The organism is Providencia hangzhouensis, from assembly GCF_029193595.2.
Lineage (GTDB): Bacteria > Pseudomonadota > Gammaproteobacteria > Enterobacterales > Enterobacteriaceae > Providencia > Providencia hangzhouensis.
Genome location: NZ_CP135052.1, coordinates 2,348,727 through 2,372,942 on the forward strand (window position 1 = coordinate 2,348,727; position 24,216 = coordinate 2,372,942).

Below are 24,216 nucleotides of genomic sequence, written 5' to 3' on the forward strand. Positions count from 1 at the left end.
CTAGCTTATTAAACTGGCTTTATATAACACCCATACTGTTTGACAGATGGGTGTTTTTTTAGCGTTCTATATACAAATTTAAACGTGGTATTAATAGTTCAACTGCTTTTGCTCTGGGCCGATTACGGATTGCAATGTTATTGGCATGGTAATCGGGAAGTTCACCGACTTTAATTTCTGCCACCGTTTTTTCAAGCGCAAAAACAAATAAAGGCGTTGCACAAGCAAACTGGGTTTGTTTCTGTTGTTCTTTATCCCACACACGAGCGATTGGCTGAACTTTGACTGGCCGTTGAGTTTTTAAAACCGCATTGTAAGGTAGGGCGTCAATTAAGCGAATTTCATTTTCCAATTGTAAGCGCCAGTGCTCTTTTGGTAAATGAAGAGGGCAGCGGCCACTTTCTAAGCTTGCTTGTAAGCGGTCTCGCATTGCTTCTTTTGTGGCTTTATTGATAACTTTTTTATTTGCCCAGCCAAAATTAATCGTATCGACATCAATCAATGAAGAGAGGGTTCGGTAGGTATTCAATGTTAGTAGGCCATGTAAACTATCACGAATAAATTCGAATCGATGAGGTTCGTCAACTTGTGTGACAATGGCTTTTATATGCATTTTTAACTCATTGATCTTTAAAATTAATGAATTAAAGTTACGATAAGTTTGCAAATTAGTTTGTACACATATAACCCCCGGTAAACGGATAGCGGCTTTGTTGCTGACCTCGTCTGGTTTGTTTTGTAAAAACAATAAATTAACTAACTTTACTGTTTCACGTATCGCATCATGACCAACTAATGTTTGTACTGAGATTTGTTCTATCTCATTATTCTCTTCACCTTTAATTACTGAAGGTAACTGGAAGACATGAGCTGTAAATGGAACTTGTTTTGATTGTTCCAATAACAACAGGCTAAATTGGTTTATTTGTGATTCCAATTCATTGAACGTATTAATTAAATCTTGTTTTTTCATAATTTAGTTACAACATTCAAATAGGTGATAAACAATAAATAACATAAACTCTCGTGTTTATCTATAAGAAAATCAGAGTCAAAAAGGGCAAGTGAGGCATTTTAACACTTGCCCCTTTCTTATATAAGCTTTCCTTTGACGTTAATTTATTTCTGCATCAATAACTTGATAAAACGCATTTTGCGTATCATCTATCGTCCAAATGGCTAAAATGACATGGTAACCTTTTTGATTTTTTGGCAATACACACTTGTGCTCAACAGTCTCTTCTGGAAATTCTACACGCTCAAATTTACAAAATGGCGTTAGTGTAAATTGATTACGAGATAGCAAGGCGTTTGACTGCCAGTCTGGCTTAGTTATGAAATATTCCCATTTTGTCGTTTTATGTTTTGCCGTGATGCGCCATTTAAACCTAACATCAGGTGAATTTAAGATAACCCGTTGCCATCGATTCGCAGTTTGTATGTCTAAGGGAGAAAAAGCAGCAATACCGGCGCTAGCAATTTTTCCATCAACTGGGCCATATTGAGGAAAACCTTTTTGGCCTTCAATAGATTGCGGTTCATATTGCACAGCTCCGCAGTGGGTATTTACCCCTTGCTTGCAGTAATATGAACGACTTTCAGGGGATTCGACATAGCCATGGGACCAAACAAAAGAACTACAGCATAGGAGTAATGGGGCAATTAAAAATGGTTTTATAGAGAATGGTTTCATTGGGTTTCCTCGTAATTAATAGACTTTTTTATCATCTACTAATCACGAGAAGGTATGGTAGTTTAACCTTTATTAGTTCCTAATCTACTGGTTATAACAAATTGATTTCAAACGGTAAGCAATGACTATGCCGATAAATAATATTCCAGCAATAAATAGCGCAACGCCATTCCAGCCAAAGTGTTGCCAAAATAAGCCACCAACCGTACCTGCAATACTTGACCCAGCGTAATAACTAAATAAATACAGAGAAGACGCTTGTCCACGTGCTCGTTTAGCTCTGCGTCCCACCCAGCTACTCGCTACAGAGTGCGCTGCAAAAAAACCCGTTGTTAGTATTGTCATTCCTAGCAGCACTAACCAAACATTTGAATATAGTGTGATTAAAATACCAACTAACATCATAGTAATAGACGCTATGAGCACTCGTCCAAGTCCATACTTGTGAATTAAACTTCCCGTTTTAGTCGCACTGTAAGTCCCTGTTAAATAAATAACGGATAACAAGCCAACAGTAGACTGAGAAAAAGAGTAAGGCGCTTCAAGTAAACGATATCCAATGTAGTTGTACATTGTGACAAAACCACCCATCAAAACAAAGCCTTCAATAAATAGAAAAGGTAAGCCTTTGTCTCTAAAGTGTAGATGCAAATTAACCCATAGATTCTTAGGTTTTAAAGAACTCGCACGAAAATGCTGAGAAGGGGGCAATAAGCGCCAAAAACCAATAGCCGCGATCAAAGCTAACGAACCTAAAATCACAACGGCAACACGCCATGAATAAAAATCAGCAATCACTCCCGTCACCAAACGGCCGCTCATTCCACCCAATGAATTACCACTAATATATAACCCCATGGATAACGCAACATAACTTGGATGGATCTCTTCACTCAAATAAGTCATAGCGACAGCAGCAACGCCACTTAACGATAAACCAACTAATGCCCTCGCAATTAAGATCCCTTGCCAACTCTGCATGACTGAACTGAGCAGAGTAAATAGTGCAGCACAAGCCAATGCAATAACCATCACATTTTTGCGACCTATTGCATCTGAAATTGGCCCGGTAATCAGTAAACCTAATGCCATCAAGCCAGTACTCAGTGATAATGATAAGCTTGCAGTTGCAGGGGAAATATTAAAATCCTCTGACAGCATAGGTAATATTGGCTGAACAAAATATAGCAAAGCGAATGTGGCAAAGCCCACCGTAAAAAAAGATAAGGTTACACGTAAATACAGCGCATCATCTCTTTGTATATAATGTTTTTTGGGTGTGGTATTTCCCTGCAAGGGTGTTCTTATTCCTTCATTAGGCCGCTCAGATGTGAGGCTATTTTGTGAGTGTTCCATGTTTATTCCTTGTCATACCAACACGTTTGATTTCGATCAAAGAATAGAAACTTTCTAGTTTTTTGTCTAATATATTAATTATTAATAATAATACTTTAAACATATTAATGGGTATTAACCAAAAGATGAGTATAGAACTTAGACATCTTCGATACTTTATTGCTGTCGCTGAAGAGCTTCATTTTGGCAAGGCAGCTGAACGTCTGCATATTTCACAGCCTCCTTTAAGCCAGCAAATACAAATGCTTGAAGAGAAAGTTAATGCAAAATTGTTAGAAAGGAATAATCGAAACGTTGCGTTAACGCCTGCGGGGGCAATGTTCTTAAAAGAGGCATATCAAATTTTAGCTCAAGTCGATGCGGCTGCGACAAAAGCAGCTCGCATGGAAAAAGGCGAACTTGGGGAGTTATCTATTGGATTTACGTCAACTACGCCATTTATGCACAAAGTTACCATGAGTTTACGGCAGTATCGGGAAGCTTACCCTGAAGTTTCTATTCATATGCATCAGATGAATACCAAACAACAGATAGCGCCATTAATTACGGGGCGAATTGATATTGGTATTATGAGAAATACGGTGTTACCAGAACAATTGGATTACCAACTATTATTTAAAGAACCATTTATGGTTGCCGTCTATGAAGGCCATCCATTATTAGAATTTATTGATGTTGGTGTTGATATTCAACAACTTGCTGATTATCCATTCATTTTCTTTGAACGTGATGTTGGTACCGCACTATATGATGAAATAAATCAATTGTTAACATCTGCGGGAGTGGTACCCACCATTTCTCAAGAAGCGGGGGAAGCCATGACCATTTTAGGATTAGTTTCCGCGGGAATGGGAATTTCTGTGATTACAGAATCATTCACACGAATGAAAATTGATGGTGTAAAATACTTAAAACTCACTAATATTAATGCTTCATCTGAAGTTTGGTTAGTCTACAATACTCGTAGAACGTTACCTGCCGTAGCCAAAAAATTAACAAATCTTTTGATGGCCAACATTGTTGGCAACCAAGAGTGAGCTAGTTCACATTTTCAATGTAAACGAAATCATTCATACACAGATTAAGGCATAATAACTCATTGCTTTATAAAGGAATTGAATTATTACCATGGTGAATCAAACTGGTCACATTGACCAAATCAAACAGTTAAATACGGGTATTGTATATCGTATCATTGATCAACATGGTCCAATTTCGCGTATTGCCTTGTCAAAACAGGCTCAGCTTGCGCCTGCCAGTATCACTAAAATTACACGTGAACTTATGGATGCTCACTTAATCAAAGAGTTAGAGTTTCCAGTGCTTGGTTTACGTGGGCGTCCAGCTGTAGGGCTGGTAATTGAAAGTGAAGGGTGGCAATTTCTAGCGATCCGTATTGAAGGCCAGAAACTGATTATTTCCTTGAAAGAAATTAACGCAGTTACCTTGGCTCAAACAGAATATCCATTCACACCGTTAGGCAATAGTGAATTCATGGATTCGCTTACTGAATTAATCAGTCAATTTTTTGCTAGCCATCAAAAAATATTAGAAAGAGTCACTGCAATTAGCATTCTTATTGATGGTATATTAGATCCTCATACAGGTGTTATTTATCAGCATCCATCTTTTAAAATCCACCAACTGGCCATAGCGGAATCTCTTACCAAGCAAACCGGTTTACCAGTTTATTTACACCCTCCTGTGGATGCTTTAGCGTTAATGGATCATTTCTCTCATCAAGAGAAAAGAAAAGAAAAAAATATTATTTACTTACAGCTACAAGATGTTGTTAATGTCATGGTGCTAAGCCATGGAACAACATTAGATACAAATACCCATCGGCCTATTTTATTCGGCCATACCCAATGTGAACCCTGTAACCATAACTTTTGCTATTGTGGTAGCGATGGTTGCTTAGAAACCCAAACTTCTATTCCTGCAATATTACACCAAGCTGAAAGTTTGCTAATAAACTACCCTGATTCGCATTTACATCAGAAAAATATCTCAATTGATAACATTTGCTCTGGAGCAATATCAAACGATAGCCTTTGTGTTTATCTTATTAATCAGGTTGCTCAACGGTTGGCAAAACCATTAGGATTGATGGTGAATTTATTGGGGAGCGAGCTAATTTTGGTAAACTCCCCATTGAATCAAGATTCTGAGTTATTTTTAGAATGTTTACATAATCATATAAACAAACATACAATCCCTCTATATTCATCTAATTTAGTAATAGAAAAATCCATATTTACCGTTAAGGATAGTGAAACGTCATTAATACAGAGAGCGTTATATGATGGTTCTCTACTACTACAACTATTACAAGGCTAAAACAATTCGATAATATTTATACTATCGTACACAAAATTGAGCTAACGCAAACTTCTCACTTACCCATTCCAATAAACTGAATCCATATCATTTTTGCAGCTTATTGCTGTATAAGTCTGTCACTTCAGGATAGAAAAAGACCATGATCAATCTATTTGTTACCGGGACAGATACAGATGTCGGGAAGACAGTATCGACGCTTGCCATCCTGCAAGCACTAAATAGCCAAGGAATTAAAGCCGTGGGCTATAAACCTATTGCGGATCAATGCATTGATACCCCTGAAGGAATCAGAAATAAAGATGCATTGCTAATCCACAGTGTTTCTCAAGACCTTGTTTCCTATGATGAAGTTAATCCTGTGCGTATCACAGATAATTACAGTCATGAAAATAGCATTGATTTTAATAAAATAAAGCATGGGTTAGACCATTTACATCATCAATGCGATATGGTTGTTATCGAAGGTAATGGGGGATGGCGCTATCTACTTGATGATAATACTTTTTATGCAGACTGGTTAAAAGATCAGCCGGTCGGTGTTATCTTAGTCGTCGGTATTCAACATGGCTGTGTTAATCATGCATTATTAACCGCTGATGCAATTCGAGCCGATGGGTTACCATTAATAGGTTGGATGGCAAACCGCATCAACCCAGGGTTGGCACACTACGCCCAAATAATTGACCGGTTGCAACATCATATTAAGGCTCCATTAATTGGAGAAATTCCATATTTATTGCGCCCTGAAGAAAAAGAGTTAGGGCATTACCTCAATACAGATAAACTGCAAGAACTTATCGCTATTCCTAACTAATTACTTAATAAGCAATAAAAGAAAAAGGGCGCCATCATCAAATAGCGCCCTTGATTCTATCTAAATTGTAACCTAGTGACGAGTATAAATGATTTTATAAGAATCATTTTGGCAGTGCCCGACAACTTGGCCTTTAGACGAGTCAACTTCATCATTAGGCACTGCAACCAAACTAAAGTTATCAGCAGGAACGCCATTATTGATAATCTTTTGTTTAATTTCCTCAATCACACTTTCACATGAAGCTTGGGCAAAAACTGGCACTAGCACCAGTGCAAATAAGGGTAACAACAATTTCTTTTTCATCTTCTCTCCTTGATCAACAGCTCCATAAGACAACCTATTATAAGGTTATGGATTATTAATTGGACGGCCATTACTTACATCAAGGCAACGTTTAGTGCTCGGTTCCCAGTAAGCATTTAGATTGAGGCTTTTTTCGCATTTATCTTTTGCATCAAAAGCCTGATCTACTTTATCAAACTCTTTTTCGGTACGAGTATTAACCTTTTTGCGCAACATACGGGTATCATCCCATTGTTCCTTTTCTTGACGCGCTTGCTCTTTATTAAGAGAGTCATCGCCTTTGCCCACAGAAACGCAAGTACTGCCTGCAGTGCATGATGTCGTGGATTGTGCCGCAGAAGACGATGTAGCCCAAAGTAAAGGGAGACATAAACAAATCGCAGTTAAGCCAGTTTTCAACATTTTGTGTGAACTCATGTAAATTCCTTACTAAACAGGACAGATAACCTGAGTATAGCTAAAAAAGTGTCAGTGCGTCTGTATAGAATAGTACTAAAAATTAAATCTGTTTATGTACTGTTAAACCTGCAAAAGTTTGGCAAACAGGCATCAATTCTAATGTATTTACATTCATATGTGCAGGTAATGTGGCAACCCAGTATACCGTTTCCGCGATATCTTCAGGGGTTAGAGCGTCAGCGCCTTGATAAGTACTAGCCGCTTTATCATCATCTCCTTTAAAGCGAATATTTGAAAATTCTGTTCCACCGACTAGGCCTGGTTCAATATCAGTCACTCGGATTTTTTTCCCCTGTAAATCAGCACGTAAACCAAGTGAAAACTGTTTAACAAAAGCCTTGGTTGCACCGTAAACATTGCCACCTTTGTAAGGCCAGCTCGCCGCCGTAGAGCCAATATTAATAATATGACCGTGATTGTTGGCAACCATGCCTTGCAATACTTCGTAGGTCATATTGACTAAACCTTTGGTATTCGTATTAATCATAACGTCCCAATCATCAGGATTGGCGTCAAATGCAGGTTCTAAACCTAATGCTAAACCTGCATTATTTACTAAAACATCGATTTTTTTGAGATGTGCAGGTAAATTTGCAATCGAATCATGGATTGCTTTTCTATCTTGGATATCTAAAGTTAACGGATAAAATTTATCACCTAACTCTTTATGGAGGGCTTCTAAACGCTCTGTTCTACGTCCTGTACCAATAACAGTGTAATTATGTTTGATAAATCGACGGGCAATTGATTCACCAAAACCAGAAGAAGCACCCGTTACTAAAATAATCATTGAAAACCTCATAGTTGTTATTGTCGTGTTAGCGTGATTTCATTTTAACGCTATCTATTGGGAACCACAAATTTAGAGCCTAAACAAGCCAACACGATTACCAGCCAAAACACTGGATTTCTTTATTTCACACTTTGATTCGCATAATGCATATTATGTTAAATAGAATATAGTGACTCAATAATGCCATAACATGGCTTACTCCAAGGGTCGTAAAGCTTCTTCAAACCAACCTACCTGATATTCAATTAGACAAAATTCGTACGGGTGATTTACCTCTATTAGAGAAAGAAATTAAAGAACATATCCGTAATCAGAATAAAAAAGTTAATTTCAATCTAGCCGTCAATAAAAAAAGAGAACAATAGAGCCACCAGCAATAACAGTCGACGACTTTTTTAAGGTCGTTTCATAATTTTGATTGAGCGAGTTTTTTGGCTATATCCTAGCGTATTGTGCGAACCGCCCATCTCTGTATGGTATTTGCCAGTATAATTATCGCCTTCGTAAAAACGGACAATCCAGCCGTCAGGGATAGTATAAGAGGCTATTTTATCTGAGAAATGGTGACGGGAAAGATACGGAATATCGTCAAATACTTCAATATAATCGCCCTTTTGCCACGATTTAGCGTAAACAATTAGGCTTTCTTCAATATATTGATCACCAAACGATAATTTACTGGTGCTGCATTTCGCATCTTGAGCTTTACAGAAAATACTGCCTTGCCCTTGCCCTAATTCACAGCGTCGAGAGGTTTTGTGTCGCGCTGTTTGCTCAGACATTGCAGCTTCTGCATAGAAGTTAGAAAAAGGAGATAAAGCGCAAACATGCACAACAACAGAATCATTACGGGATGGTTTCCCATGATAATTAGATTTTGCGACAATAAAACTACTGAATAACAATAATAATAACGCAATCTTTTTCATTTTTGAGGTCTTTTAATGATTTGAATGGCGTAAAATTACAATTACTTAATGCAAATCACTAGCGGAACACTCTGATTAAAAATTAGCGATACCCTCTTTTATGATTTTGAGAAGACCAACTGTAACTTGCATCGCTGGGAACTAACTTATCTTTTTTCTTTTCTGCCCGTAATTTTTTCGCTTGCTTTTCGACTTCTTGAGATATTTCGGTAATGATTTGTTTCCTTACTTTGCTCTGCTCGGAATTTGTTAATTCACGGCCAAGTTTTTTCCTTTCTTGAGCAAGCCTTGTACGCACTTGGATTTTTTGAGTTTCGGTCATTTCTTGAATCGTTAACATCTTCATTGTATTACCCCTTACTCATATTAAAATACCTAACAACAATATATCATTATTAGGCAATAAAACACTAACCATTGTTTTAAGCCTAACATTAATGCCAAGCAATAGGATTAAGAGTATAGTAATCTCATTGCAACTTTAAAGAATCTCGCTGTTATTATGGAATTAACCTCGTCTTCGCAAAATATTCGCCAAATCTTAACTACTGACACACCACTCATCGATGTCAGAGCTCCTATCGAATTTCAACAAGGGTCGATGCCTAATGCGATTAACCTTCCGTTGATGAATGATGATGAACGTGCTGCCGTTGGTACATGCTATAAACAACAAGGTTCTACTAAAGCCGTTGAGTTAGGCCACCAACTTGTCAGTGGTGATATTAAAATTGCGCGGATCACAGCGTGGAAAGAAGCCTGCCAACAAAATACCCATGGTTATATTTGCTGTGCGCGTGGTGGAATGCGCTCCCATATCGTGCAATCGTGGCTAAAAGAGGTGGGAATTGAATACCCTCTTATTAACGGTGGTTATAAAGCATTGCGACAAACTGCAATTGATGCCGTCAATGAGCTGGTTCAGCGGCCTATCGTTTTAGTGGGCGGCTGTACCGGTAATGGTAAAACCACTTTAGTCCATCAACTCGCGAACGGAATTGATTTAGAAGGTCTCGCACATCACCGAGGTTCTTCTTTTGGCCGTACATTACAACAACAACACTCCCAAGCCACGTTTGAAAATTACTTAGCGGTCACTTTATTGAAGAAAGCCCAATACTGTCAACATTGGGTACTGGAAGATGAGGGACGTGCCATTGGTGCAAATAGCCTACCTCTTGAACTACGCACACAAATGGAAAAAGCGCCAATCGCTATTATTGAAGACCCCTTTGAGCTACGTCTTGAGCGTTTAAAATATGAATATTTTGATCGTATGACGCAAGATTTTTTAGCAACTTTTGGTTTTGAGCGAGGCTGGCAGGAATATAGTGACTATCTGCACCATGGCCTATTAGCCATTCGCAAACGTTTAGGCTCACAGCGGACAATCGAATTAACCCATTTACTTGATCTTGCTTTAGCAGACCAAAAAACAACCGGTGATACCCAAACACATTTTTCGTGGTTAATTCCATTGTTGAATGAATACTATGACCCAATGTATTGCTATCAATTAAGTAAAAAGCAGCATCGCATCATTTTCCGTGGTAATTATAAAGAAGTTGAACATTGGCTAACTGATCAACAATGATGCATTTTCTTTCACCACAAATAGCCTCATCGTATGGAGTCTGAGGCTATTTTATATCGTAATGGCTTGAACATGATCATAAAACCTAGAATGGTGATTTTTTTACTACCAGCTCGCTAACCCCTTGGTAAATCAACCTTGTAGCCAATCCTCCAAGAATTAGCCCGACGCCTTTGCCGACAACTTTATGAACGCGTGAATAAGTTCTACGCACAGAGGTTAAAGAGAATGTTTGGCATAAAATTATCCGCCAAATTAGTGATGCAACAACAATTCCCATCCAAATAACTAACTTAGTCCATAATGGTGTTGATGGGGAAATAGTCGTTGAAAAAATACTCATAAAAAATAAAACGGTTTGTGGGTTTGATAAATCAGAAATCAAACCCCGCCTAAAGTAGACACCTGATGGAAAACTTTCCATGGTATTTTCGGTGGACAGATTGAGTTGTGTTTTGTTATTGAAAACACTCACTGCGTAATAAAGTAAATATAAACCACCCAGAATCTTAATGAGTGAGAATAATGAGCCGAATTCCGCCATTAATGTGACCAAACCAAATAAACCGAGACCTGAATAAATGGCATTGCCTAATACCACGCCATAGCCACAGGTTAACCCCGCTTTTTTACCTGAGCTTAATGTGGTTTGCACCACAATAAACAAATTTGCCCCAGGATTAAAAAAGGTCAGTATAAATAAGAATAGCGTGATGATAATGCTGTGTAATGGATCCATTATTTTTCTTCAAAAATTTAAGGTTAACCATTATAGTCACGGCATAGAGAGTAATTCTGTTTTACTATGCACATTTTCTGAGCTTAAATCAGAAAATGTGCTGGCTTATGATGACGCTAATGATTTTTTACGTTGCAACAACCATTTATCTAATTCATTAGCAAATTGCTGCCTGTCTTTCTGGTTTAAACTTGCAGGCCCCCCAGTTTGGATGCCACTGGCTCTCATGGTATCCATAAAATCACGAATATTAAGGCGCTCACGAATGGTAGCTTCGCTATAGCGTTCTCCTCGAGGGTTTAATGCATTCGCGCCCTTTTCTATAACCTCTGCGGCCAATGGGATATCTGCGGTGATCACTAAATCATCTTTTTGGGCTCGCAACACAATTTCATTGTCAGCTACATCAAACCCTGCAGGTACCTGTAAGGTTTTTAAAAAAAGTGACGGAGGTACCGTTAAACGCTGGTTTGCAACAAATGTTATTTGCACTTTTTCTCTATCTGCTGCACGGTATAAAACCTCTTTAATTACTTTTGGACATGCATCCGCATCTACCCAAATTATCATTATGATTTCCCAAATAGTGATTATATATAATGAGATATGATACCAGACAACAAAATCACAGGCTTAAGAAAATACATTTTACAATTTCATCACCATTTCATGCCACGTCATTCCACCATGATCGGATTCTGACGGTTTAACATATTGGTAGCCAAAGTGCTTATACAGGTCAATATGGCGTTCTTTGCACATAAGATGAATTGTTTCTTTATTCTTCTCCTTCATGGAATTAATAAATGTTTTCATCAGTAAGGACGAATAACCTTTACCTTGATATTTGGGATGCACGACCACTGACATAATAACGACATTCGGTGCTTTTGGGTCATGTCCAATGAGCTCTTTAAATTCCTCATCAGACATCACAACCTCCCATGCACAACCCGCATTAATAAAACCAACCACTTCTCCAGCTAATTCCATACATAAAAAACCGTCTGGATATTGTTGGATACGCGTGGCTATTTTTTCTCTTGTTGCCGCTTCATCCCCTTCATAGGATTCGACTTCAATCGCATAACAGGAGTCAACATCACCGAGTGTGGCCGCTCGAAATACTGGAGAGTACATTAAGGTTACCTCATTAAATTATTTTTTATGATTTTATCACTACATGGTTTATTTTTTCGTTGTTTTTAATGGCCATTTTCGCATTCAACTGCTACTTTTTGTTGGGTTTTATCGCGTAAGTAACTCAACCATGTTGAAATTAAAACTAAAACACCGCCAGAGATAGCAACGGCGTAGCCTGCGTAAGAGCCGTAGGTATCCACCATTTTACCCGTTAACATTGCACCAATTGCAACACCGATATTTAACCCAGCAAGTAACCAGGTCATTCCTTCTGTTAATTTATTTTGTGGAACAATTTTCTCAACTAATGTCATCGCAATGATCATCGTCGGTGCAAAGAACAACCCGGAAATAAACACCACCACAGATAAAGAATAAACCCCTACGACCCACCACATTGGCACAATAGAAAGAAACGTCATTAAGCCGCTGAGGAAGAGTAAGCGTGGCAAAGGTGTGTTAAAGGTTAACCCTCCAAATACGATCCCCATTGCACATGAACCGACTGCATAGGCCGATAACACTAAACTGGCCATCGCCGGTTGCTGTTGTAATTGAGCCAAAGTGACACTCAAGATATCCACACTGCCAACAATCACACCTAAAGCAATCATCAAAACAATCAATAACTGCAATCCAACCATTGAAATAATTGATTTATTCGGGATTACAAGATAATCAGATACAACTACTTTAGGTTCAGTGCTGCGTTGTGAAATAAACAAAGCCATCCCCACAGCGAGTAGAATCGCTGCAACCAGTAAACCCGCTTGAGGAAATAAAGCAACACTGATCCCGACAGATAACGGTGGGCCAACAATAAACGTAGCATCATCAAATACGGTTTCTAATGAATACGCCGTTTGTAATACGGGCTGATCTTTATACTGTGCTGTCCACCTTGCCCTTACCATGGCAGACATACTTGGCATTGCTCCCGTTAACAGTGCCCCGATAAATAAGCCGATATCGGGTAATGATAACCACGTAGTGATGATGATAATAAAAACACCGAGTACACTGACAGCAGTTACCACCGGCAAGACGCGAAATTGACCAAATTTATCCACTAAGCGGGAGACTTGCGGAGATAGCAACGCATAAGTTAATACAAAGGTGGCAGAAACAAGCCCTGCCAAGGTATAGCTCCCTTTCAATTGTGCTAACAGGGTAATGATCCCGATCCCCATCATTGGTAACGCTAAACGTGCCAATAACCCTGCTATCACAAAGTGCTGGTTTTCTTTTGCCTGAAATAACTGCTGATAGCGACCTATCATATGAACTCCAAAATGAAATTTAATTATACATACGATACGTATGTATAATTATGATATAATCATACACATTGAATGTAAATAATTATACGCCATGTATGTAAGAGGTTTTTAATGGCAAGAAGAACACAAGCGCAAATGGCGGAAACACGTGCAAATTTGCTAACTACAGCACGAGAGCACTTTAGCCGACTCGGCTATGCAGAAACTTCAATGGATGAAATTGCAGCAAGCGTTAATCTCACACGCGGTGCCCTTTACCACCACTTTGGCGACAAACAAGGCTTATTTACTGCCGTTGTTGAGCAAATCGACTCACAAATGAACGCACGGTTACAAGGAATTACTCGCCATACTGAAGACTTATGGAACAGTTTCTGTCAACGCTGTCATGCTTACTTAGAAATGGCATTAGAGCCCGAATACCAACAAATTATTTTGCGTGACGCGAAAGCTGTATTAGGCAATTTTTTAGCTAAATCAAACTTACAGTGTACCGAACAGATTGAACGCTTACTTTATGAGCTTGCCAAAAAAGGCATTATTAAAGATATTGATACCCATGCATTGGCTTTTTTAATTAATGGCGGTCTCGCTGAAGCAGCATATTGGATTTCACAAAGTGATAGTCAACAGCGATTAAAGAAAAGTATCGCTGCCATCGATATCATGTTATCAGGGTTGTTACTCACAAAAGGCTAACTTTGCGTGGCCTTTCGCTGGCGCTGATATTTTATCAGTGCAAACAATATACTTGCTGTAAAAAAAACAGGAACTAGTAGTGTTAGTTCTAAATATACAAAGCGATTGAAACTAAATACATCCCCTTTCATGTCTAATTTATAGGCAAATGGTAAGGAAATACATCCTGAAACAATGGCAATCTTGAGTAATGCCATTAACTTTTTCGCATACTCTTGCTGCTGAATTGCAGATTGCCGACGGTAGTACTGCGTGTATTTTATCAACAAGTACAACGCTCCCAATAAAGAGCCAAGGTGTTGCAGTAATTTATAAATAGCAATTTCTTGGCTATCCGTCATGTTAAATACGACAAGCTGCAAAAACTCAGCGTGCCGAACAAAAGCCCCTGACTGATGAGTAAAAGCATCCCAGATAATATGGCTTGCCGCACCGATATAAAAGGAAAGCACGACAATACAAAATTGTCGAAATGAACCTACACTCCTGTTTTTCAAGGGAAATGGCACAGCATAGTGGAGATAAAAAACACTTTTTTGTACAAAAATAGTGATGAGTAAACATAATGGTAAGCCAGTATATAACCAGCCTATCAAGTCATGAGCCGTAGTGGCTGCCGAGTACCACATCATTGAATAAAATAGATCTGGGCTTAGGCTACCTAAAATTAAGGCAGGTAAGCTTAAAAAATGCCCAAATCGACTTTGTTTTATCGGAAAAACGACTGCAGGATGGGAAAAAGTCCAAGGCATGGTAAATTGCTCATTAACGTCATCAATAAGCCACTATCATGATAAATAAAACCCAATAAATATAGGCGAAATATCGGAAATATTTACTGGGATGATAATTACCTAAAGTAAAGCTTGGAAAGTCTGCTTTAATTTGTCTACATCTTGCTGAGTTGTTGACCACGAGGTACAAAAACGAATACACGTGGTTTCCGGTGTCGGCTTACAAATTAAGCTTAACTGATAGTGTGTTAATAATTTATTCGCCAGTGCATTTGGGAAAATAACGAAAACTTGGTTTGACTCTACGGGCGCAAGAAATTGGAATCCCTTTTCAGCAAAAAATGAAGCGAGTTGTGATGCCATCTCATTAAGATGACTTCCCAATTTAAAATACAAATCATCATTAAACAGTGGTTCGAACTGGGCGGCGAGCAGCCAACCTTTTGCTTGTAGCCCACCTTTTTGCTTAATACTAAAACGGAAATCTGATTGCAATGCAGGGTTTACAAGCACCAAAATCTCCCCAGTTAATGCACCTATTTTCGTTCCACCGATGTAAAAAATATCGGTCAACTTCGCGACATCTTCAATGGTTAAATCACTATATTTCGACATTAAACCAGAAGACAAGCGAGCACCATCCATAAATAACAGTAAGTTATGAGCGTCACAAACCTCGCGTAGCGCAACTAACTCTTGTTTACGGTAAACAGTGCCAATTTCGGTTGAATTACTGATATAAACAAGCTTAGGCTGGACAGTATGTTCATCATTATGTTCAGACAGCACCTTGATGATATGCTCTGGTGCGAGTTTTCCTGATGGTGAGTCAACAGTAATAACTTTATGTCCTGTCGCTTCAATTGCCCCCGTTTCATGAACGGCGATATGCCCACTATCTACGGTGATAACCGCTTGGTAAGGTCGTAAAACGTGGGAAATCGTTGTCAGATTAGTAATTGTACCGCCATTAAAGAAATGAATATCAGCACTAGGTTGGCTAATTCTTAATCTAATTTGAGCCGCGACCCTGCTACAAACCTCATCAGTGCCATAACCTTTGAAACGTTTCCCTGATAAATCATTTAAAGTCTGCATAACTGCAGGGTGAGCTATTTCATTATAATCATTTAAAAAGCTATACATTCACTTACCTACCAATACCTAGTTATATTAATTTATAACCATCATTTATAGGTGCATCTAATTTATTATTCAATGATATTTTTTCTATATAAATACTAAATTTAACGATTAGTATTATTTAATCTACTGAGATGAAATATTAAGTCATTCATGGTCTATTTAATTGATAAATTGGAATATTGTAAAAGGCGAATTTAAGGTTGAGAACGCCTAAACGTCAAGTTATAGCGGTAAGGCCCTAACAACGGGTGTACACCTGATTTAATACGACGTACTCCATGATAATTTAACCGTGACCGACCGCCCCATACCAAGACATCCCCATGTTCTAAATAAACAGCGATTTTAGGCGCATCACGGGTTGCCCCACCAAAATCAAATATTGTGGGTAGCCCTAAAGAAAAAGAAACAATTGGATGAGTGAAATCAGCTTCGTCTTTGTCTTGGTGCAATGACATTGCAGCGCCAACTGCATACCGGTTAATTAGCAAGCATCAGGGATAAAATGTTCGAAGCCAGCGGTACTCGCTGCTGAAGTTGCCAATTGAACAAACGAAATAGGCATAGGTTGCCACGGCTGATTCGTGACAGGGTCACGCTGACTGTAACGATAACCCTTTTTATCTGTCACCCAACCCCAGTCGCCGCAGTTAGTCATTGCTGCCGACATTTGATAACCATTGGGTGTTGCCATATGCCTTAATGGATTAGCAGTAATAACGTTGCTTAATGACTGCAATAATGCATCACTTTGCCCCAGTAAAAAACCTTTGAGTAAAAAAGCCTCTGGTGCAATTTGTACGATATTATCTTCATCAGGAAATAACATATTAGTCACTAGTCACTTTTTTATAATCCAAGTGAATACTCTAATGGATATTAACACAGGAAAAAAGGTTGCTTAGCACAACAAATAAGCAACCATCAAAATACCTTTAACGTTGATAAGCTAAAGTGACTTTTCTTGTTTCCGCTCGTTGGCTCGCCCACACACTGAGTAAAATGACAACCATACCAATAAATTGCAAGGTGCTAAGTTGTTGATTGAGATAAAACCACCCTAAAACCACCGCACTCACAGGGCTTAAGAAACCCAGTGACGCAACTGAACTTGGGCCTAATATTGCAAGCCCACGGAACCATAAAGCGTAAGTCAATGCTCCACCAATAAGCGTTAGATACCCCAACCCGATTAAATTTAATGAACTTAACGGTGGCAAAGCCGGCTCAAACACAATGGCAAATGGTAATAAAACTAAGCCTCCCGCAGTTAATTGCCATGAAGTAAAGGTTAAAGCGCTCACTGGTGGCTGCCAGCGGCGACTCAAAACCGTCCCTGCGGCCATTGAAAATGCGCCTGCTAACCCTGCAACAATGCCTAGAGGGTCTAAGGCGGCATTCGGTGTTAAAAGTAATATTGCTACCCCGAATACCCCCGCTATTGATGCGATAATGGATACCGCTGATAACCGATTATTTAACAACCAGTAGCTTAGAAATAGTACAATTAATGGCTGTACGGCGCCAACCGTTGCAGCTACACCACCAGGTAAGCGATACGCAGCAATAAACAGTAACCACCAAAATAAAGAAAAATTTAAAACACCTAATATCACCACACGTAACCACCAAATACCCTCGGGAAGTTTTCGCAGCACGAGTATCAATAGTAACCCTGCGGGTAAAGCGCGCAATACCGCCAATGTTAATGGTATCCCTGCGGGTAACATTTCTGTTGTCACTAAGTATGTGCTCCCCCATACAATAGGTGCCAATGCAGTCAATCCTAAAACTGTTATACGACCCATATTTCTACTCTCTTAATTTATCTTGACCTCAAGATATGTGCATTTTACCTTGACGTCAAGATAAATAACCGCCATTATTGACCTATGGATAGAATAGATAAAATCACTCAACAGTGGGAAAGAGAACGCCCTGACCTCGATATTAGCCCAATGGGATTAATTGGTCGGTTGGGTAATGTCGCGTACCACTTAACTCGGGAAATGGAAAAGGTCTTCGCTCAGTTTGGTCTTAACCGTTCAAGTTTTGATGTGCTTGCAACTTTGCGCCGTGCAGGAGCCCCCTATACGCTAAGCCCAGGGGAAATGCTCTCAACGTTGATGGTTACATCGGGGACAATGACTAACCGAATAGACCAATTAGAAAAAGCGGGGTTAGTCATCCGCCATACCAACCCGGATGATGGCCGCGGTTTTTTGGTTTCATTAACAACTGAAGGCTTAACGCTAATCAACCAACTTATTGAAGTACATACACAAAACCAAGCTCGCCTCGTTGCTAAATTGTCACCACAAGAGCAACAAGCATTGAATCAGTTATTGCGAACATTCTTAGCGTCATTTGAGCCTAATGAAAAATAACACGCTGTCTTGAGAATAATACGAGGGGGAAATATCTCCCCCTCGTATTATTCATTGAATTGAAAAGGCAATGGCATTTGTAACCTTTCAAAACGGTCACATAAATAAACTAACTGTAATAGTACTTGGGGTTGTAAGTCACTGGAGGTAATCAATGGCTTAAACTGATTAGCCAACCAAAGAGCCCCCAAATCCTCAAGCGTTCTAATGACATACGCGATTTCATTTTGTTGAGTTTGGGATAAACATTGCCTTCCTGTACACGCTTGCGTTTCTAGTACTGAAAGTATCGGCCGAACAAGCTGGCTAGCTAACGTTAATTCAGGCACAAAAGCTTGGCTTTTTTGCTGTTTTTTCGCCATATATTCGATAATTTTATTAAAAAAACCGGAACGTTGCTTCTTACGTGGTGTACTTTCAAAGTCTAAGTAGAACAACTCAATGCTGTGTTCTTTTTTTAACCATAGCGTTTTAGGTACCAACTGAATCGCCTCTTGCGAATGATTTACCTGCACCGTAACAGCACAAATTGGCCATTGCTGTTTTGTAATAAAACGCAATTCTTCAATTTTATGGTCATCACTCCCTTGCCAGTTTAACCGTAAAAATGCTCGGTTTTTTTGTGAGTCAGTCACCGCCCATAAGACACATTGTTCTGTTTCATCCCAATAGAGTGGCTCATAGTCATCAATATGCAATAAAACGGGGGAAAACCTGTTGTCTTGTGTGAGTGTTGGCAACTCATTCGCTGCTAACTGCCAATCGGTATAACCAAATTCAGCTTTAATGTTAAGGTAATCATTGGTTGTTATCCCATTTTCTTGACTGCTAACGGCATAGCTTTCGCCACTGACTGATAATTTCCCCTCCTCTGATAACCGTGGTGAATGCAATTTAAAGGGAGTTTTCATCAAACTCTCGGCGGTATGTTTCCATAACGCCAGTGTTTGCCAAACATTTTGTCGATTAAACGTTGGGTCAAGGCTATTACTACGACCTTGCGTGCATTGAATGATTTTTTTATTTTGTCGATCCCAAAAACTCAATGTAGCACCAATCGCACCACTTTCGGTTTTCCACCAATTTGCATCGATAGGCAATAAATCAAATTCTATGGGTTGATCGCTATACTGCCGCCTTTGCAACCCTTTGAGTTCAATAAGCTGATGTTCATTTGCTACTGATAATTGATGCAAATAAGCTGATATTTCAGCTATCAACCGTAAAACTTGCCCTTCATCCATTGTAAAGTGCTTATCAGCTAACCGCCTGACTTGCTGGCTAAGGCGTCTCATATAATTGGCTAAGCGAGGCAACCCTTCCGCACGCGCTGACATATTCAGTAATTGTAACTGGCTAGCACTGCTTTGGCTAATATGCGATAGCCCTTGTCGTAACATATCCTGAATGAATTGTTCGATTGAACTCATCACTATTTTATCATCTTGGCTAAGCGCCTGTTGATGAGTTTGACTTGCGGTTAATTCCTCTGGCCAATGCCACTCTTGGCCATGCTGAAGCATTAATTTTGCAATAATAGCAAGATGAACCGCATTTTTTTGTTTTTCGGGTAGTGATGAAATCATGCCCTGCAAACCACTACCACGCATATAAATAATTGGCTCATCATATTCTGGTAGAATGATTTTTAACTGGTTCGATTGCGCTTCATAAACTAATTCTTTTTCTTGCCACTCCTGTATAAATCTAAACGCTAAACGCATATCAGGCTTAGAAGCTTGCTTGATTAGGCTTTCTGGTAACAATGCTAATAATTCGCTTAGCACCGTTTCACTGGCTATCGGCTCCGCTGAATCAATTTCTGTGGTTGCATTCGATTGTACCCACAAAACGGCCGCTAAAATGTGTTTACAGCACCCTGTTGCTGGGCAATCACAAGTGGCTTTTTGGATCCCTTGTGCATCTAAAGAAACACGTTGCCCATCACTCGTGAATGTTCCAGCGTCTAAGTCTGTTGGGTTAACTTTTTGGTTTTCAACGTCTTTACGTGCACGTCGAAGTAACCCCACATTCGCAAATACGGCTAATGCATCGTCATCATACTGTAAGTAACTGTTTTGCCAACTCATTGCATGACCTCTGCTAACCATTGTGCAAAATGTTCCGGTGTTAATGCCGCAACATGCATCCCTCTATCTGCAAGTTTTTGGGCAATGTCTGGATCATAAACGGGCAGTGCCTCATCATCCAACGCCGCTAGACCCAATAACTTCACTTGTTGGCTATGTAGGCGTTGTGTGCAATTGAGTAAATGATTGAGGGCGCCCCCCTCTTCAAAATCACTGATTAAGCTAATCACGGTACGTTTTGGATTGCGGATTAAACTTTCGCAATATTGCATAGCTTTAGCGATATCCGTTCCGCCCCCCAATTGCACTGTCATTAACACTTCAACAGGATCATGAGCAAGGTGGCTTAAATCAACCACTTGAGTATCAAAAATCACTAAAGATACACGTACTGTCGGTAATGCCGCTAATATACTTGCGCATACAGCCGCATACATAATAGAACTCGCCATCGAGCCACTCTGGTCCACACACAGGATCACATCCCATGGTAAATGTTGTTGCTGACGAGAATTAAAGTGAGGCGTTTTTATCACTAACCGTTGATTTTGTTTATCATAATTCTTTAAGTTGGCGGCAATAGTTCCTCGCCAATCAAAATTACGGCTGTTTGGTACCAGTGAGCGTCGAAAACGGTTACGCCGCCCTGTTAATGCATGACGAAATTGGTTACGCATTTGACTCAAAATATCATCCACCACTTTGCGTATAATATTTTTAACGGCATCACGGGTTTCTTCGTTCATCTTCCCGCGTAGGCTTAACAAAGCTTTTGCGAGAGATTTTGTTGGCTCCATGGCATTTAGCGCTTGTGGGTCCTTTAATAAGCTACTGATCTCATAACGTTCTAATGCTTGGGATTGCATGCGCTCAAAGGTACTATTGGGGAACAATTTACGCGCTTGGTTTAACCAATTAACCGCCGTTAATTGAGAAGCATCTAAGGAACCATGGCGCCCAGTTTCTTGCTTTAAACCTCGGCGTTGGTATTCCCGACGATATAAAAAGTCCAAAGAGCGTTCTATTTTTAACTCTTCAGCACTAAAGGTGGCCTGGCCAAGTGCGTTATCGGCATATTGCCCAAGTATTAAACGCCAGCGCTTAGCCAATTGAAGCTGTTCAGGGGTTAATGTGACATTTTTCTGACTCATTATTTGCCTTCCTGAGTGCTAATAAGCCAATTTTGTAACCCTAATTCAGTGAGCTGGCTTTGTAATTGTTGTTCAAGTTGAATCACTTGCATCATTTGTTGTTCATTAAATTCTGTTTGGTGCAATGTGAGCTCTTTTGCCTCAATCGCTAAGTCTTGTGCCACATATTGTGCCATTTGTGCATTTTGTTTTGGTGTTAGCTGGCTAAACGCAAACCGTAAATCAGGTAAAACCTGAATAAAACGCCCTTCATCCCATTCACTAAGCAACTGATTTAACATATCAATGAGTAATGGTATACGTAAGATCAACTCAGGTGCAGTTCGCATCACACCAATAAAATAGCCAATTGCCATTTCGGGATCACTACCGGTGCTGAACGCGCGTTTAATTTCCTCTATCAAGATGGTTTCATCAATTTTCGCCCCAAGGTAACGCAAAGCATCAACGGCACCTTTTAAAAGAGGCGCATGGTTTAACTGCCCTTCACAGCGGTCTAATTCATGATAAAAATCGATGCTATAATCATGATTTTTATTAATTTCAGGCATAAAAGTGATTAATTCACGGCAAGCAAGTAATGCTGAAAAATGGTGTTCCTGCTGCTGTTCATCCCCTTGTGTAATTTGTGCAAAACAATAAAACGCTTGTTGCAACAGGGCATCTAAACGTGCTTCGATAGCAAAACCATCTTCAATATCAAAGAATTGGCGCCCTCGCCACAGATGAACAAGCTTATGACCACAAGCTATCAAGGATTCAAACTTTGCATCCTGTTGAATATAGCCATCCAACAATGAAAATAATGCAGGCATCCGTTGATGCAGCCCAATTAATGCAGCTTGCATAAGTAGTACGACCGCACCTTGGCTTGAACGACTAACGCCTTGCTGTTCTAGGTTTTTTTCCATTTCAAACAAACGGTTTAGCGCGATAGTTTTTAATTGTGTTCCTTGTTCCGATAAGGCAATCAATTCCCCTTCAACATTGGACGTCCACGCGTATTGCCATTCTTCAAACAATAAATCCATTTGGTTACCAGACAAAAAGCTTGGCCCAGATAGATGCTTAGCAAAATGGATATCAAGAAATGCTAATAAATGCAGAAATCGGCTACGTGCACGATGTTGTTGATTACGATAGACATCTAAGCGACTCACCTTACTTAAGGTGTCATCAAGCTTGAAACGAAAACTTTTTGCCATTTCATAAGTTTCAGTGACCAGCGGAGGTGTTGCTGTCCCTTTGGGGATTTTCCCGAGTAAAAAGCCAGAGAAACAGGTTTTTATTTCCTGCCAAAGCTCAATTTGGCTTTCATCTAAGCTACCTTTGATAAAAACACTTTGTAACCCATCTAACAGATCATATCGCCCAGGGCCTGCATGCCCACGAAAGGCGGCAAGACGAATGCTTTGCTCTGCGGCCAGTTTAACCGATAAAAAACCAGGAGCAGCTTCAAATTGCTTTTCACGTAAAACATTCGCAACTTTAGAAAGATAGGCAACACCTAGACGATTTCGATAAGCTTGCGTAGGCTGGTTATCTCCTGTTATCTGCGCTTGGCGTTGTTGTAACAATGACAACCATGATTGTTGGTAAAATGCGGGGGACGGCATTCCTGATGCATAGCCATTTAATGCATCGAGTTTGTCATAGCTATAGCGAATGAACCAAGCCTTGTCTTGTTCACCCAGTTTTTGCTGTTGGATAAACGTTTTTTGTTGTGCCGCAGAAAGCTTAAATTGTTGTTTGTGAGCCACTTCCAACCCTTCAAGAAGAGCAAGGGTATGAAAGCCCCCCGTTACCACCACAATTTTAGCCTGTGGATGTTGGGCTTTAATGGTTTGGATATGCGCTTGCATATATTGCTCACGCTGTATAGAACCTTCTGACTCAAGGACTTGGGGTTCATAATCAAGTCGTGCCAATGCACACCATATAAAGCTGTCCATAAAAAATACAGGCCAATCTGCCAGTTGTTCAATCGTTCTTAATTCAAAAATTTGTTCCCATAATTCATCATGGTCACGGCAACCACTTTTCTTCGCAAGCTGGCTAATAAATAAGCTATGTGCTAAGTAACGCTCTTTCTGCAAACTTTGAGATTGCATATCATTAGCTTCGTCTTCATTAACTTGCGCTGTCCATGGTAAGTCAATAAAACGTAGCTGGGCTTGGTATTGCTGACCTATTTGTAAAGCCTGCCATTCTGGGGAATACTCACAGAATGGGAAATAGGCAGAACGAGTGACAGTGTCACTTTTATCATCTGTCTGTGTCGGTTTTAATTCTGTTTGCGCCATAATGGCGACGGGGGGCTGGGTATCATGATGTAATAAGCTCGTCAGTAGCTCATTAAAACTATCGGGTCCCTCGATTAAAACATAGTCAGGTTTGATTTGTTCAATCAAAGACAACGTGCTGTATGCACATGCGGGACTATGATGCCGAATAGGTGCAAAGTAGATACCGGCTGATTCAAGTTGTTGCCTGTCGTGTAATGCATTTTCAATGCGTTCTGGTAAAGGTATAGATAGCAAGCTCACCGCTGATTTCCCTA

General features: G+C 39.7%; 24 protein-coding genes and 1 pseudogene. 6 read left to right on the top strand and 19 right to left on the bottom strand.

Annotated features, from left to right (window positions below; translation table 11 throughout):
- Positions 1-58: 58 nt before the first annotated feature.
- The 3 genes from tus to PZ638_RS10545 form a co-directional block, all read right to left on the bottom strand.
- A complete protein-coding gene (gene tus, locus PZ638_RS10535) occupies positions 59-973 on the bottom strand; it encodes a DNA replication terminus site-binding protein (protein WP_275612188.1) in 915 nt (304 codons plus the stop codon).
- A gap of 141 nt (positions 974-1,114) precedes the next feature.
- A complete protein-coding gene (locus tag PZ638_RS10540) occupies positions 1,115-1,693 on the bottom strand; it encodes a lytic polysaccharide monooxygenase (RefSeq protein WP_226617033.1) in 579 nt (192 codons plus the stop codon).
- 84 nt (positions 1,694-1,777) lie between these two features.
- The gene (locus tag PZ638_RS10545; RefSeq protein WP_004254299.1) at positions 1,778-3,049 is read right to left on the bottom strand and encodes an MFS transporter; all 1,272 of its coding nucleotides are present in this window, start codon (positions 3,047-3,049) and stop codon (positions 1,778-1,780) included.
- Positions 3,050-3,174: 125 nt separating this feature from the next.
- Between PZ638_RS10545 and PZ638_RS10550 the strand changes: the two genes are divergently transcribed.
- The 3 genes from PZ638_RS10550 to bioD all read left to right on the top strand — a co-directional run bounded on the left by PZ638_RS10550 (position 3,175) and on the right by bioD (position 6,206).
- Positions 3,175-4,086, top strand: coding sequence for a LysR family transcriptional regulator (locus PZ638_RS10550; RefSeq protein ID WP_036957727.1), 912 nt, complete (start codon positions 3,175-3,177; stop codon positions 4,084-4,086).
- Between the two features lie 91 nt (positions 4,087-4,177).
- The gene (locus PZ638_RS10555) at positions 4,178-5,389 is read left to right on the top strand and encodes an ROK family protein (RefSeq protein ID WP_144140056.1); all 1,212 of its coding nucleotides are present in this window, start codon (positions 4,178-4,180) and stop codon (positions 5,387-5,389) included.
- A 142-nt stretch (positions 5,390-5,531) separates the two neighbouring features.
- On the top strand, positions 5,532-6,206 hold the full coding sequence (gene bioD, locus PZ638_RS10560; RefSeq protein ID WP_004254308.1) for a dethiobiotin synthase: 675 nt from the start codon (positions 5,532-5,534) through the stop codon (positions 6,204-6,206).
- 72 nt (positions 6,207-6,278) lie between these two features.
- Here bioD and PZ638_RS10565 read toward each other — a convergent pair whose 3' ends face one another.
- The 5 genes from PZ638_RS10565 to PZ638_RS10585 form a co-directional block, all read right to left on the bottom strand.
- Entirely contained in the window at positions 6,279-6,512 is a 234-nt protein-coding gene (locus PZ638_RS10565; RefSeq protein ID WP_036957728.1) for a DUF1161 domain-containing protein, read from the bottom strand.
- Between the two features lie 45 nt (positions 6,513-6,557).
- Positions 6,558-6,929: a DUF1283 family protein gene (locus PZ638_RS10570; RefSeq protein ID WP_036957730.1), complete on the bottom strand. Its 372-nt coding sequence runs from the start codon at positions 6,927-6,929 to the stop codon at positions 6,558-6,560.
- An 82-nt stretch (positions 6,930-7,011) separates the two neighbouring features.
- Positions 7,012-7,761: a bifunctional NADP-dependent 3-hydroxy acid dehydrogenase/3-hydroxypropionate dehydrogenase YdfG gene (gene ydfG, locus PZ638_RS10575; RefSeq protein WP_094960554.1), complete on the bottom strand. Its 750-nt coding sequence runs from the start codon at positions 7,759-7,761 to the stop codon at positions 7,012-7,014.
- 398 nt (positions 7,762-8,159) lie between these two features.
- Positions 8,160-8,693: a beta/gamma crystallin-related protein gene (locus tag PZ638_RS10580; protein ID WP_206277301.1), complete on the bottom strand. Its 534-nt coding sequence runs from the start codon at positions 8,691-8,693 to the stop codon at positions 8,160-8,162.
- Positions 8,694-8,775: 82 nt separating this feature from the next.
- Positions 8,776-9,039 carry a YjbD family protein gene (locus tag PZ638_RS10585; RefSeq protein WP_102138563.1) on the bottom strand — a complete coding sequence of 88 codons (264 nt, stop codon included), beginning with the start codon at positions 9,037-9,039 and terminating at the stop codon, positions 8,776-8,778.
- 156 nt (positions 9,040-9,195) lie between these two features.
- Between PZ638_RS10585 and mnmH the strand changes: the two genes are divergently transcribed.
- Complete coding sequence (gene mnmH, locus PZ638_RS10590) at positions 9,196-10,287, top strand: tRNA 2-selenouridine(34) synthase MnmH (protein WP_164455643.1); 1,092 nt, start codon at positions 9,196-9,198, stop codon at positions 10,285-10,287.
- Positions 10,288-10,372: 85 nt separating this feature from the next.
- Here mnmH and PZ638_RS10595 read toward each other — a convergent pair whose 3' ends face one another.
- From PZ638_RS10595 to PZ638_RS10610, 4 genes are all read right to left on the bottom strand, one after another.
- On the bottom strand, positions 10,373-11,026 hold the full coding sequence (locus tag PZ638_RS10595; RefSeq protein ID WP_094960558.1) for a LysE family transporter: 654 nt from the start codon (positions 11,024-11,026) through the stop codon (positions 10,373-10,375).
- A 105-nt stretch (positions 11,027-11,131) separates the two neighbouring features.
- Positions 11,132-11,596, bottom strand: a complete 465-nt coding sequence (locus tag PZ638_RS10600) for a YaiI/YqxD family protein (RefSeq protein WP_094960559.1) — start codon at positions 11,594-11,596, stop codon at positions 11,132-11,134.
- A 78-nt stretch (positions 11,597-11,674) separates the two neighbouring features.
- A complete protein-coding gene (locus PZ638_RS10605) occupies positions 11,675-12,166 on the bottom strand; it encodes a GNAT family N-acetyltransferase (RefSeq protein WP_094960560.1) in 492 nt (163 codons plus the stop codon).
- A 65-nt stretch (positions 12,167-12,231) separates the two neighbouring features.
- Positions 12,232-13,449 (bottom strand): MFS transporter, encoded by a 1,218-nt coding sequence (locus PZ638_RS10610; RefSeq protein ID WP_094960561.1) that lies wholly within the window; start codon positions 13,447-13,449, stop codon positions 12,232-12,234.
- Positions 13,450-13,560: 111 nt separating this feature from the next.
- On the opposite strand from PZ638_RS10610, the gene PZ638_RS10615 reads away from it, so the two are divergent.
- Entirely contained in the window at positions 13,561-14,148 is a 588-nt protein-coding gene (locus PZ638_RS10615; protein ID WP_094960562.1) for a TetR/AcrR family transcriptional regulator, read from the top strand.
- Here PZ638_RS10615 and PZ638_RS10620 read toward each other — a convergent pair.
- From PZ638_RS10620 to PZ638_RS10635, 4 genes and pseudogenes are all read right to left on the bottom strand, one after another.
- Entirely contained in the window at positions 14,145-14,900 is a 756-nt protein-coding gene (locus PZ638_RS10620; RefSeq protein WP_272674165.1) for a DUF4184 family protein, read from the bottom strand. The two genes, PZ638_RS10615 and PZ638_RS10620, sit on opposite strands and share 4 nt — an antisense overlap.
- A 102-nt stretch (positions 14,901-15,002) precedes the next feature.
- Positions 15,003-16,028: a threonine aldolase family protein gene (locus tag PZ638_RS10625; RefSeq protein ID WP_112307110.1), complete on the bottom strand. Its 1,026-nt coding sequence runs from the start codon at positions 16,026-16,028 to the stop codon at positions 15,003-15,005.
- A 194-nt stretch (positions 16,029-16,222) separates the two neighbouring features.
- Positions 16,223-16,857, bottom strand: a pseudogene (gene alkB / locus PZ638_RS10630) (DNA oxidative demethylase AlkB).
- Positions 16,858-16,963: 106 nt separating this feature from the next.
- A complete protein-coding gene (locus tag PZ638_RS10635) occupies positions 16,964-17,836 on the bottom strand; it encodes an EamA family transporter (protein ID WP_004254350.1) in 873 nt (290 codons plus the stop codon).
- 84 nt (positions 17,837-17,920) lie between these two features.
- Between PZ638_RS10635 and PZ638_RS10640 the strand changes: the two genes are divergently transcribed.
- On the top strand, positions 17,921-18,415 hold the full coding sequence (locus tag PZ638_RS10640) for a MarR family winged helix-turn-helix transcriptional regulator (RefSeq protein WP_004254353.1): 495 nt from the start codon (positions 17,921-17,923) through the stop codon (positions 18,413-18,415).
- A 47-nt stretch (positions 18,416-18,462) separates the two neighbouring features.
- Here PZ638_RS10640 and PZ638_RS10645 read toward each other — a convergent pair whose 3' ends face one another.
- From PZ638_RS10645 to PZ638_RS10655, 3 genes are read right to left on the bottom strand one after another with little or no spacing between them, the layout of a single operon-like run.
- The gene (locus PZ638_RS10645; protein WP_164455647.1) at positions 18,463-20,505 is read right to left on the bottom strand and encodes an SWIM zinc finger family protein; all 2,043 of its coding nucleotides are present in this window, start codon (positions 20,503-20,505) and stop codon (positions 18,463-18,465) included.
- Positions 20,502-21,656 (bottom strand): VWA domain-containing protein, encoded by a 1,155-nt coding sequence (locus PZ638_RS10650; RefSeq protein ID WP_004254361.1) that lies wholly within the window; start codon positions 21,654-21,656, stop codon positions 20,502-20,504. Before PZ638_RS10650 ends, PZ638_RS10645 begins: the two co-directional genes overlap by 4 nt.
- Positions 21,656-24,202 carry a DUF5682 family protein gene (locus PZ638_RS10655; protein ID WP_180311954.1) on the bottom strand — a complete coding sequence of 849 codons (2,547 nt, stop codon included), beginning with the start codon at positions 24,200-24,202 and terminating at the stop codon, positions 21,656-21,658. The genes PZ638_RS10650 and PZ638_RS10655 overlap by 1 nt, the downstream gene beginning before the upstream one ends.
- Between the last annotated feature and the right edge of the window lie 14 nt (positions 24,203-24,216).

Bases quoted from the DNA above. Each gene is read 5' to 3' on its own strand.
- mnmH (WP_164455643.1), top strand. From the start codon at position 9,196: ATGGAATTAACCTCGTCTTCGCAAAATATTCGCCAAATCTTAACTACT.
- PZ638_RS10650 (WP_004254361.1), bottom strand. From the start codon at position 21,656: ATGAGTCAGAAAAATGTCACATTAACCCCTGAACAGCTTCAATTGGCT.
- PZ638_RS10645 (WP_164455647.1), bottom strand. From the start codon at position 20,505: ATGAGTTGGCAAAACAGTTACTTACAGTATGATGACGATGCATTAGCC.
- PZ638_RS10550 (WP_036957727.1), top strand. From the start codon at position 3,175: ATGAGTATAGAACTTAGACATCTTCGATACTTTATTGCTGTCGCTGAA.
- PZ638_RS10635 (WP_004254350.1), bottom strand. From the start codon at position 17,836: ATGGGTCGTATAACAGTTTTAGGATTGACTGCATTGGCACCTATTGTA.
- PZ638_RS10570 (WP_036957730.1), bottom strand. From the start codon at position 6,929: ATGAGTTCACACAAAATGTTGAAAACTGGCTTAACTGCGATTTGTTTA.
- PZ638_RS10585 (WP_102138563.1), bottom strand. From the start codon at position 9,039: ATGAAGATGTTAACGATTCAAGAAATGACCGAAACTCAAAAAATCCAA.
- PZ638_RS10625 (WP_112307110.1), bottom strand. From the start codon at position 16,028: ATGTATAGCTTTTTAAATGATTATAATGAAATAGCTCACCCTGCAGTT.
- PZ638_RS10555 (WP_144140056.1), top strand. From the start codon at position 4,178: ATGGTGAATCAAACTGGTCACATTGACCAAATCAAACAGTTAAATACG.
- PZ638_RS10615 (WP_094960562.1), top strand. From the start codon at position 13,561: ATGGCAAGAAGAACACAAGCGCAAATGGCGGAAACACGTGCAAATTTG.
- PZ638_RS10580 (WP_206277301.1), bottom strand. From the start codon at position 8,693: ATGAAAAAGATTGCGTTATTATTATTGTTATTCAGTAGTTTTATTGTC.
- PZ638_RS10600 (WP_094960559.1), bottom strand. From the start codon at position 11,596: ATGATAATTTGGGTAGATGCGGATGCATGTCCAAAAGTAATTAAAGAG.
- PZ638_RS10545 (WP_004254299.1), bottom strand. From the start codon at position 3,049: ATGGAACACTCACAAAATAGCCTCACATCTGAGCGGCCTAATGAAGGA.
- PZ638_RS10540 (WP_226617033.1), bottom strand. From the start codon at position 1,693: ATGAAACCATTCTCTATAAAACCATTTTTAATTGCCCCATTACTCCTA.
- ydfG (WP_094960554.1), bottom strand. From the start codon at position 7,761: ATGATTATTTTAGTAACGGGTGCTTCTTCTGGTTTTGGTGAATCAATT.
- PZ638_RS10605 (WP_094960560.1), bottom strand. From the start codon at position 12,166: ATGTACTCTCCAGTATTTCGAGCGGCCACACTCGGTGATGTTGACTCC.
- PZ638_RS10565 (WP_036957728.1), bottom strand. From the start codon at position 6,512: ATGAAAAAGAAATTGTTGTTACCCTTATTTGCACTGGTGCTAGTGCCA.
- bioD (WP_004254308.1), top strand. From the start codon at position 5,532: ATGATCAATCTATTTGTTACCGGGACAGATACAGATGTCGGGAAGACA.
- PZ638_RS10610 (WP_094960561.1), bottom strand. From the start codon at position 13,449: ATGATAGGTCGCTATCAGCAGTTATTTCAGGCAAAAGAAAACCAGCAC.
- PZ638_RS10595 (WP_094960558.1), bottom strand. From the start codon at position 11,026: ATGGATCCATTACACAGCATTATCATCACGCTATTCTTATTTATACTG.
- tus (WP_275612188.1), bottom strand. From the start codon at position 973: ATGAAAAAACAAGATTTAATTAATACGTTCAATGAATTGGAATCACAA.
- PZ638_RS10620 (WP_272674165.1), bottom strand. From the start codon at position 14,900: ATGCCTTGGACTTTTTCCCATCCTGCAGTCGTTTTTCCGATAAAACAA.
- PZ638_RS10640 (WP_004254353.1), top strand. From the start codon at position 17,921: ATGGATAGAATAGATAAAATCACTCAACAGTGGGAAAGAGAACGCCCT.